The 9,638-nt window shown below is 73.0% G+C and carries 11 protein-coding genes; 8 read left to right on the top strand and 3 right to left on the bottom strand.

The window, feature by feature from the left end; translation table 11 throughout:
* Positions 1-128: 128 nt before the first annotated feature.
* A complete protein-coding gene (purD, locus tag ACFW1I_RS02640; RefSeq protein ID WP_384665377.1) occupies positions 129-1,379 on the bottom strand; it encodes a phosphoribosylamine--glycine ligase in 1,251 nt (416 codons plus the stop codon).
* Positions 1,380-1,440: 61 nt separating this feature from the next.
* Positions 1,441-1,740, bottom strand: a complete 300-nt coding sequence (locus ACFW1I_RS02635; protein WP_384665375.1) for a hypothetical protein — start codon at positions 1,738-1,740, stop codon at positions 1,441-1,443.
* Between the two features lie 85 nt (positions 1,741-1,825).
* Here ACFW1I_RS02635 and recG point away from each other — a divergent pair, with 85 nt between their 5' ends.
* From recG to mutM, 8 genes are all read left to right on the top strand, one after another.
* Complete coding sequence (gene recG, locus ACFW1I_RS02630) at positions 1,826-4,033, top strand: ATP-dependent DNA helicase RecG (RefSeq protein ID WP_384665373.1); 2,208 nt, start codon at positions 1,826-1,828, stop codon at positions 4,031-4,033.
* A 68-nt stretch (positions 4,034-4,101) separates the two neighbouring features.
* On the top strand, positions 4,102-4,680 hold the full coding sequence (gene rsmD, locus ACFW1I_RS02625) for a 16S rRNA (guanine(966)-N(2))-methyltransferase RsmD (protein ID WP_384665371.1): 579 nt from the start codon (positions 4,102-4,104) through the stop codon (positions 4,678-4,680).
* 26 nt (positions 4,681-4,706) lie between these two features.
* Complete coding sequence (coaD, locus tag ACFW1I_RS02620) at positions 4,707-5,186, top strand: pantetheine-phosphate adenylyltransferase (RefSeq protein WP_384665438.1); 480 nt, start codon at positions 4,707-4,709, stop codon at positions 5,184-5,186.
* Between the two features lie 110 nt (positions 5,187-5,296).
* Complete coding sequence (locus tag ACFW1I_RS02615; RefSeq protein ID WP_384665369.1) at positions 5,297-6,331, top strand: ATP synthase F0 subunit B; 1,035 nt, start codon at positions 5,297-5,299, stop codon at positions 6,329-6,331.
* A 144-nt stretch (positions 6,332-6,475) separates the two neighbouring features.
* The gene (locus tag ACFW1I_RS02610) at positions 6,476-7,114 is read left to right on the top strand and encodes a YceD family protein (RefSeq protein WP_384665436.1); all 639 of its coding nucleotides are present in this window, start codon (positions 6,476-6,478) and stop codon (positions 7,112-7,114) included.
* Between the two features lie 2 nt (positions 7,115-7,116).
* A complete protein-coding gene (gene rpmF / locus ACFW1I_RS02605; RefSeq protein ID WP_015036448.1) occupies positions 7,117-7,290 on the top strand; it encodes a 50S ribosomal protein L32 in 174 nt (57 codons plus the stop codon).
* A 20-nt stretch (positions 7,291-7,310) separates the two neighbouring features.
* Complete coding sequence (rnc, locus tag ACFW1I_RS02600) at positions 7,311-8,105, top strand: ribonuclease III (protein ID WP_384665367.1); 795 nt, start codon at positions 7,311-7,313, stop codon at positions 8,103-8,105.
* Between the two features lie 153 nt (positions 8,106-8,258).
* Positions 8,259-9,128 carry a bifunctional DNA-formamidopyrimidine glycosylase/DNA-(apurinic or apyrimidinic site) lyase gene (gene mutM, locus ACFW1I_RS02595; RefSeq protein WP_384665365.1) on the top strand — a complete coding sequence of 290 codons (870 nt, stop codon included), beginning with the start codon at positions 8,259-8,261 and terminating at the stop codon, positions 9,126-9,128.
* Here the strand turns inward: mutM and ACFW1I_RS02590 are convergent.
* Positions 9,118-9,501: a winged helix-turn-helix transcriptional regulator gene (locus ACFW1I_RS02590; RefSeq protein WP_384665364.1), complete on the bottom strand. Its 384-nt coding sequence runs from the start codon at positions 9,499-9,501 to the stop codon at positions 9,118-9,120. The two genes, mutM and ACFW1I_RS02590, sit on opposite strands and share 11 nt — an antisense overlap.
* Positions 9,502-9,638 lie beyond the last annotated feature (137 nt).

Genomic DNA, 9,638 nt, shown 5'->3' with positions numbered 1-9,638 from the left:
TGCGCGGGGCGGGCGCGCTCCCCCCGGCGGGCGCGCCGATGGGCTCGGGTTTGGCTTTGGGGTTGGGGGGGGGGGGGGGGGGGGGCGGGGGGCGGCCCCCCCCCCCCCCCCCCCCGCTCCCGTCCGGGTCAGCCCCGGGCGGCCTTGAGCGCGATGTCCGTACGGTGCTGGGAACCGTCAAGGCGGATGCGGCCGACTGCCGCGTAGGCGCGCTCGCGGGCCTGGGCCAGGTCCGAACCGGTGGCGGTGACGGAGAGGACCCGTCCGCCCGCGCTGACGACCGCGTCGCCGTCCCGCTTGGTGCCGGCGTGCAGCACGTACGCGTGCGGCGCGTCCTGCTCCGCGACCTCGGCCAGGCCCTCGATGGGGTCGCCGGTGCGCGGGGTGCCCGGGTAGTTGTGCGAGGCGACGACCACGGTGACGGCGGCGTCGTCGCGCCAGGCCAGCGGCGCCTGGTCGGCGAGGGTGCCGTCGGCGGAGTGCAGCAGGACGCCCGCGAGCGGGGTCTTCAGGCGGGCCAGGACGACCTGCGTCTCGGGGTCGCCGAAGCGGGCGTTGAACTCGATGACCCGCACACCACGGCTGGTGATCGCCAGACCGGCGTACAGCAGGCCGGAGAAGGGGGTGCCGCGGCGGCGCAGCTCGTCGACGGTCGGCTGGAGGACGGTCTCCATGACCTCGTCGACCAGCTTCGGGTCGGCCCACGGCAGCGGCGAGTAGGCGCCCATGCCGCCGGTGTTGGGGCCCTCGTCGCCGTCGAGCGCGCGCTTGAAGTCCTGCGCGGGCTGGAGCGGGAGGACGGTGGTGCCGTCGGTGATCGCGAAGAGGGAGACCTCGGGGCCGTCCAGGTACTCCTCGATGACCACGCGGTCGCAGGCCAGCGCGTGGGCGCGGGCCACCTCGACGTCCTCGGTGACGACGACGCCCTTGCCGGCCGCCAGACCGTCGTCCTTGACGACGTACGGGGCGCCGAAGGCGTCGAGGGCCTCGTCGATCTCGGCGGGGGTGGTGCAGACGTAGCTGCGGGCGGTGGGGACACCGGCGCCGGCCATGACGTCCTTGGCGAACGCCTTGGAGCCCTCCAGCTGCGCCGCTTCCTTGGACGGGCCGAAGACCGGGATGCCGGCGGCGCGGACGGCGTCGGCGACACCGGCGACGAGCGGGGCCTCCGGGCCGACGACGACCAGGTCGGCGCCGAGCTCCGTGGCGAGCGCGGCGACCGCGCCGCCGTCGAGCTGGTCGACCGGGTGCAGCTCGGCGACCTCGGCGATTCCGGCGTTGCCGGGCGCGCAGTGCAGAGCGGTGACGTCGGGATCGAGGGAGAGAGAGCGGCACAGGGCGTGTTCGCGGGCGCCGCCGCCGATGACGAGGACCTTCACGCCAGCCAGGGTAGCCGGATGGCCGGGAAGGTCCTTGTGCGGGCCACCGAGCGAGACGGCCCTAGTCGTTCGTGTATTCCTCCACAACGGTGGCGCCGAGCTCGCGCACGATCAGCTCGTGCCCGGAGAGCGCCGACTCCACGAGGTCCGGATCGTCCTCCTCCGGCACGTCGTCCTCGGGCGCCACCGGCTGCGGCTGCGGCTGCTGCCGCACGGGGGCGGGCTCGGGCGCCGGAGCGTGTACGGGCGCGGGCGCGCCGGCCAGCGCGACGGGCGGGGCGGCCACCGCGGGGGCGGGCGCCCCCGCCGCCGGCGCCCGCGGCCCGCCCCCGGACAAGCCCTGCCCGATGCCCTGCGGCATACCAGCAGGGTAGCGCTTGCCTCACTGTCCGTGTCCGCGAGTTTCCGGAATCGGGATGCCCGCTGTGTCCGAGCAGTGGTGTCCAATGGATCCCGTGCCCGCGCTCGACGAACCCCTCAAGAAGTCCCTCGGCCCCGCCACCGCCAAGGTCATGGCCGAGGCCCTCGACCTGCACACGGTCGGCGACCTCCTCCACCACTACCCGCGGCGGTACGCCGAGCGGGGCGAGCTGACCACCCTCTCCGACCTGCCGCTCGACGAGCACGTCACGGTCGTCGCCCAGGTCTCCGACGCCCGGGTGCACACCTTCAACGGCGCGAAGGGCCGCGGCCAGCGGCTCGAAGTGACCATCACCGACGGCTACGGCCGGCTCCAGCTGGTCTTCTTCGGCAAGGGCGTCCACAAGCCCCACCACGACCTGCTGCCCGGCACGCGCGCGATGTTCTCCGGCAAGGTCTCCCTCTTCAACCGCCGCCTCCAGCTCGCCCACCCCGCCTACGAGCTGCTGCGCGGCGACGGCGACGCGGCGGTGGACGCCTGGGCGGGCGCCCTCATCCCGATCTACCCGGCCACCACCAAGCTGGAGTCCTGGAAGATCGCCAAGGCCGTCGACGCCGTCCTGCCCAGCGCCTCCGACGCCGTCGACCCGCTCCCCGAGGCCCTGCGCGAGGGCCGCGGCCTCGCCGAACTGCCCGAGGCGCTCCGCCTGATCCACCGCCCCCGCACCCAGGCGGACATCGCCGCCGCCCGCGAACGGCTCAAGTGGGACGAGGCCTTCGTCCTCCAGGTGGCCCTCGCCCGCCGCCGGCACGCCGACACCCAGCTCCCCGCCGTCCCCCGCCGCCCCGCCGCCGACGGCCTCCTCACCGCCTTCGACGCCAAGCTCCCCTTCACCCTCACCGACGGCCAGCTCAAGGTCTCCAAGGAGATCTTCGACGACCTCGCCACCGACCACCCCATGCACCGCCTCCTCCAGGGCGAGGTCGGCTCGGGCAAGACCATGGTCGCGCTGCGGGCCATGCTCGCCGTCGTCGACGCCGGGGGACAGGCCGCCATGCTCGCCCCCACCGAGGTCCTCGCCCAGCAGCACCACCGCTCGGTCACCGAGATGATGGGCGAGCTCGCCGAGGGCGGCATGCTCGGCGGCGCCGACAAGGCCACCAAGGTCGTGCTGCTCACCGGGTCCATGGGGGCCGCCGCCCGCCGCCAGGCCCTGCTCGACCTGGTCACCGGCGAGGCCGGCATCGTCATCGGCACGCACGCGCTCATCGAGGACAAGGTCAAGTTCCACGACCTCGGTCTCGTCGTCGTCGACGAGCAGCACCGCTTCGGCGTCGAGCAGCGCGACGCGCTCCGCGGCAAGGGCAAGCAGCCGCCGCACCTGCTCGTCATGACCGCGACCCCGATCCCCAGGACCGTCGCCATGACCGTCTTCGGCGACCTGGAGACCTCCGTCCTCGACCAGCTCCCCGCCGGACGCTCCCCGATCGCCAGCCACGTCGTCCCCGCCGCCGACAAGCCGCACTTCCTCGCCCGCGCCTGGGAGCGGGTCCGCGAGGAGGTCGAGAACGGGCACCAGGCCTATGTCGTCTGTCCCCGGATCGGCGACGACGTCGACCAGGCGGCCGAGAAGAAGGCGGCCAAGCGCAAGCCCTCCGCCGAGGACGAGGCAGAGAAGCGCCCCCCGCTCGCCGTCCTCGACGTCGCCGAGAAGCTCGCCGCCGGCCCCCTCGCCGGGCTCCGGATCGCCGTCCTGCACGGGCGCATGCACCCCGACGACAAGGACGACGTCATGCGCCGCTTCGCCGCCGGCGAGCTCGACGTCCTGGTCGCCACCACCGTCATCGAGGTCGGCGTCAACGTGCCCAACGCCACCGCCATGGTGATCATGGACGCCGACCGCTTCGGCGTCTCCCAGCTCCACCAGCTCCGCGGCCGCGTCGGCCGCGGCTCCGCCCCCGGCCTCTGCCTCCTCGTCACCGAGATGCCCGAGGCGAGCCCCGCCCGGCAGCGCCTCGGCGCCGTCGCCTCCACCCTCGACGGCTTCGAGCTCTCCCGCATCGACCTGGAGCAGCGCCGCGAGGGCGACGTCCTCGGCCAGGCCCAGTCCGGCGTCCGCTCCTCCCTCCGGGTCCTCGCCGTCATCGACGACGAGGAGGTCATCGCCGCCGCCCGCGAGGAGGCCACCGCCCTCGTCCTCGCCGACCCGGACCTGGAGGCCCACCCGGGCCTGCGCACCGCCCTGGACGCCCTGCTCAGCGAGGAGCGGGAGGAGTACCTGGAGAAGGGCTGACCGCGCCCCCGGCCCGTACCGCCATATCCTGAGACGTACGCACTGGACGACGCAGGACGAGGAAACCGATGACCCGCGTGATCGCCGGCACCGCCGGCGGACGGCGCCTGGCCGTGCCCCCGGGCAACGGCACCCGCCCCACCTCCGACCGGGCGCGCGAGGGCCTCTTCTCCACCTGGGAGGCGCTCTTCGGCATCGAGGGCGCCCGGGTCGCCGACCTGTACGCCGGCTCCGGCGCCGTCGGCCTGGAGGCGCTCTCCCGCGGCGCCGCCCACGCCCTGCTCGTCGAGGCCGACGCCCGCGCCGCCCGCACCGTCCGGGAGAACGTGCGGGCGCTCGGCCTGCCCGGCGCCGAGGCCCGGACCGGCAGGGCCGAGCAGATCGTCACCGGACCGGCCCCGGCCGAGCCGTACGACCTGGTCTTCCTCGACCCGCCCTACGCAGTCCCGGACGAGGAGCTGCGCGAGATCCTCCTCACACTGCGCGCGGGGGGCTGGCTGGGCGAGGATGCCGTCGTCACCGTGGAGCGCGCCACGCGGGGCGGGGAGTTCGGCTGGCCGGACGGCTTCGAGGCCCTGCGCTCCCGCCGCTACGGTGAGGGAACGTTCTGGTACGGCCGCGTCACGGCCGGCGAGGACCACCGATGACCGCACCGGAGAGCGAGGAAGACACGATGCGCCGCGCCGTCTGCCCGGGGTCCTTCGACCCCATCACCAACGGACACCTCGACATCATCGCCCGTGCCTCGAAGCTGTACGACGTCGTGCACGTCGCGGTGATGATCAACCAGTCCAAGAAGGGCCTGTTCACGGTCGAGGAGCGGATCGAGCTGATCCGCGAGGTCACCGCCGACTTCGGCAACGTCGAGGTGGAGTCCTTCCAGGGCCTGCTCGTCGACTTCTGCAAGCAGCGCGACATCCCCGCCATCGTCAAGGGCCTGCGCGCGGTCAGCGACTTCGACTACGAGCTGCAGATGGCCCAGATGAACAACGGCCTGTCGGGCGTCGAGACGCTCTTCGTGCCCACCAACCCCACGTACAGCTTCCTGTCGTCGTCCCTGGTCAAGGAGGTCGCGGCCTGGGGCGGCGACGTCTCCCACCTGGTGCCCCCGGCGGTCCTCGGCCGGCTCGCGGAGCGGCTCGGGCGGAAGTGACGCGCGGCCACCGCCGCTGACGCTCCGTCACCTGGTGTCGGACGGGCCACGACTGCCCTTACAGTCGTCCCGTCCGTCTCCATCCAGCTGTAGAGAGTGGCGAGCACCCGGTGGACGTGCAGAAGAAGCTCGACGAGATCGTCGCGACCGTACAGAACGCCCGCTCGATGCCCATGTCGGCCTCCTGCGTGGTCAACCGCGCCGAGCTGCTCGCCCTCCTCGACGAGGTGCAGGGCGCCCTGCCGAACTCCCTCGCCCAGGCCCAGGAGCTCATCGGCGGGCGCGAGCAGATGGTCGAGCAGGCCCGCCAGGAGGCCGAGCGGATCATCGAGGCCGCCCACGCCGAGCGCGGCACGATCGTCTCCGACACCCAGATCGCCCGGCAGTCCCAGGAGGAGGCCGACCGGATCCTCTCCGAGGCCCGCCGCGAGGCCGAGGAGATCCGCGCCGAGGCCGACGAGTACGTCGACTCCAAGCTCGCCAACTTCGAGGTCGTCCTCAACAAGACCATCGGCGCCGTCGACCGCGGCCGCGAGAAGCTCCTCGGCCGCGGCCCGGGCCTGGACGAGCACGGCTACGCCGACGAGGACGCCCCCGAGTACAGCGCGGACCCGCAGACGCTGATCGGGCGCGCCGACGAGTACGTGGACGCCAAGCTGGGCGCCTTCGAGGCGGTCCTCTCCAAGACCCTGGAGGCCGTCGGTCGCGGCCGGCAGAAGCTGCACGGCCGGATCGCCACCGACGCCCTCGGCGAGCACATGGCCGCCCAGGACGGCCTCGGCCACTCCGTGCACACCAGCGACGCCGACTACCTCGCCGGCCTGGCCGAGCTCGCCGACCCCGAGCCGGCCGCCGCCCCCGCGCCCGCCCCGGTCGCCGCGCAGATCCCGGCCCAGCAGGACCCGTACGGCTACCAGCAGCAGCCCCAGCAGGTGGACCCGTACGGCTACCCGCAGCAGGACCCGTACGGCTACCAGCAGCAGCCCCAGCAGGTCGACCCGTACGGCTACCCGCAGCAGGACCCGTACGGCTACCAGCAGCAGCCCCAGGTCCAGCCGCAGCCGGCCGCGCTCGACGAGACCAGCTTCTTCGACACGAGCATGATCGACCTGGAGCAGCTGCGCCGGTACGAGCAGGGCCAGTAGCCGGCCGAGGGGCCGGATTGGGCCCTGGGCGAAGCGTCCAGTATCCTGGCTCTTCGGTCGCGTGTATGCCCGCGATCCAGGCTGCCCGCGAGCGGCAGCCCCCGTGAAACTTGCGACGCGAACGATCCGAAAGCAGGAAGAACCCTGAGCACGCGCCTCGACCACCGCAACCCCCTCGTGTTCGACACACACGAGCTGGGGCGGCGTCCCGGTGCCCTTCAGCGGATCTCCCGCACGGTCGACGCGCCCGCCGATCTCGGCGTCGCGGGGGTCGTCGGAGTGCCCGAGGGCGCTCCGGTGGAGATCGAGCTCCGACTCGAGTCGGTCATGGAAGGGGTGCTTGTCACAGGCACCGCCCGTGCATCGGCCGAGGGGGAGTGCGTAAGGTGTCTGGAGCCCGTCGAGCTGGAGCTCGACGCGGACTTCCAGGAGATGTTCTCGTACCCCGACTCCGACGACCGGGGCCGCGCCAAGGCGGCCTCGGAAGACGAGGACGATGAAGACGAGGACATGACCCCCCTCGAGGACGGCATGTTCGACCTCGAACCCGTGCTGCGTGACGCGGTGGTACTCGCGCTGCCCATGCAGCCGGTGTGCCGGGAGGACTGTGCGGGTCTGTGTTCCGAATGCGGAATCAACCTGAACGACGACCCGGACCACCACCACGACGCCACCGACATCCGTTGGGCGGCACTGCAGGAACTCGCCGGTTCGCTGGGAGCCGACGAGAAGGACAACATGAGCGACGCCGCTACCGGTGTCGACGAGAAGCAGGAGAAGTAGCCGTGGCTGTTCCGAAGCGGAAGATGTCGCGCAGCAACACGCGCCACCGCCGGTCGCAGTGGAAGGCTGCGGTCCCCACCCTGGTTTCGTGTGAGCGTTGCCAGGAGCCGAAGCTGCAGCACATCGCGTGCCCGAGCTGCGGCACCTACAACAAGCGCCAGGTCCTCTCGGTCTGAGCGGGCTGGTGAGAGGCACGATGTCTGACAACATCAACAGCGCCTCGTCCCACACGCTTCTGGAAGGGCGGCTCGGGTATCACCTCGAGTCCGCCCTTCTGGTGCGTGCGCTGACCCACCGCTCGTACGCGTACGAGAACGGCGGTCTGCCCACCAACGAGCGTCTGGAGTTCCTCGGGGACTCCGTGCTCGGCCTGGTGGTCACCGACACCCTCTACCGCACGCACCCCGATCTGCCCGAGGGCCAGCTGGCCAAGCTCCGGGCCGCGGTGGTCAACTCGCGTGCGCTGGCGGAGGTCGGGCGCGGCCTCGACCTGGGCTCCTTCATCCGGCTCGGCCGGGGCGAAGAGGGCACGGGCGGCCGGGACAAGGCATCCATCCTCGCCGACACCCTCGAAGCGGTGATCGGCGCGGTCTATCTCGACCAGGGTCTCGACGCGGCCTCCGAGCTGGTGCACCGGCTCTTCGACCCGCTGATCGAGAAGTCCTCCAACCTCGGTGCCGGACTGGACTGGAAGACCAGCCTCCAGGAACTCACCGCGGCCGAGGGTCTCGGCGTGCCGGAGTACCTCGTCTCCGAGGAGGGCCCCGACCACGAGAAGACCTTCACTGCTGCCGCCCGCGTCGGTGGTGTCTCGTACGGCACCGGCACCGGCCGCAGCAAGAAGGAGGCGGAGCAGCAGGCCGCCGAGTCCGCGTGGCGCGCGATCCGCGCGGCCGCGGACGAGCGAGCGGCGGCGGCCAAGGCCGACGCCGAAGCCGGCGCGACCGGCGAGCAGGACCGGAAGGACGGGGCCGCACCGGCCACCGCCTGACCGCCGTCCCGCGACCGCCCGCATCCTTCAGCGGAGTCTTCCCGCCCGCCCCCGCCAGGGGCGGGCGGAGCCGTTTCCGGAGGCCGCGGGCTTGTCCGTCCCTGGCGGTAGGCTGCGAGGACCACCACCCCCGTACCCCTCCGGAGGAGTCCCGTGCCCGAGCTGCCCGAGGTCGAGGTCGTCCGGCGCGGACTGGAGCGCTGGGTCGCCGGCCGGACCGTGGCCGGCGTCGAGGTGCTCCACCCCCGGGCGGTGCGGCGCCATCCGGCCGGCGCCGCGGACTTCACCGCCCGGCTCACCGGACAGCGCTTCGAGCCGGCCCGGCGCCGCGGCAAGTACCTGTGGCTGCCGCTCGCCGACACCGGCACCTCCGTCCTCGGCCACCTCGGGATGAGCGGCCAGCTCCTGGTGCAGCCGGAGGCCGCGCCGGACGAGAAGCACCTGCGGATCCGCGTCCGCTTCGACGACGAGGCCGGTACGGAGCTCCGCTTCGTCGACCAGCGCACCTTCGGCGGACTCTCGCTGCACGACACGGCCCCCGACAGCGCCGACGGGCTGCCCGACGTCATCGGGCACATCGCCCGCGACCCGCTGGACCCCGCCTTCGACGACGCCGCCTTCCAGGCCGCGCTGCGCCTGCGCCGCACCACGATCAAGCGGGCGCTCCTCGACCAGTCGCTGATCAGCGGCGTCGGCAACATCTACGCCGACGAGGCGCTGTGGCGCGCCAGGCTGCACTACGACCGGCCGACCGCCACCCTCACCCGCCCGCGCTCGGCCGAACTCCTCGGCCACGTCCGCGACGTGATGAACGCGGCGCTCGCCGCCGGCGGCACCAGCTTCGACAGCCTCTACGTGAACGTGAACGGCGAGTCCGGCTACTTCGACCGCTCGCTCGACGCGTACGGGCGGGAGGACGAGCCCTGCCGCCGCTGCGGCACGCCGATGCGCCGCCGCGCCTGGATGAACCGCTCCAGCTACTTCTGCCCGCGCTGCCAGCGCCCGCCGCGCGTCAGCCCGTGACGGCGGCGCGCCCGGAGTCGTACGCCTCCCGGGCCGCGACGACCTCCGGCATCCGGCTCTCGACCAGGCCGATCAGCCCGACCAGCCGCTCGGCGACGTCCCGCCCGAGCGGGGTCAGCCGGTAGTCGACCCGGGGCGGATTGACCGGCTGCGCCTCCCGGTGCACCAGGCCGTCCCGCTCCAGCGCGTGCAGGGTCTGCGCCAGCATCTTCTCGCTGACCCCGTCGACCCGCCGCCGCAGCTCGTTGAAGCGGAACGACCCCTCGTACAGGGCCCCGAGGGTGAGGCCGCCCCACCGCCCGGTGATGTGCTCCAGGGTCACCCGCGAGGCACATCCCCGCGCGAACACGTCGAAGGCGAGATCGTCGGTCATGCCTCTCACGGTACGCGCGCCGCCCACTCACCACCAGACCGCGCTTTCGAAAAGTGAGCGGGCTGTGAGGCCGGCCGGTCGGGTCGAACAGGAAATCGGTGTTCGCCGTACGGGGAGCGGTCCGGTCCTTCACGATG

Origin of the sequence: Streptomyces sp. NPDC058955, assembly GCF_042741435.1 — a bacterium.
GTDB lineage: Bacteria > Actinomycetota > Actinomycetes > Streptomycetales > Streptomycetaceae > Streptomyces.
Note: the sequence above shows the minus strand (reverse complement) of the source record. Positions and strands in the feature narration are given on the sequence as shown.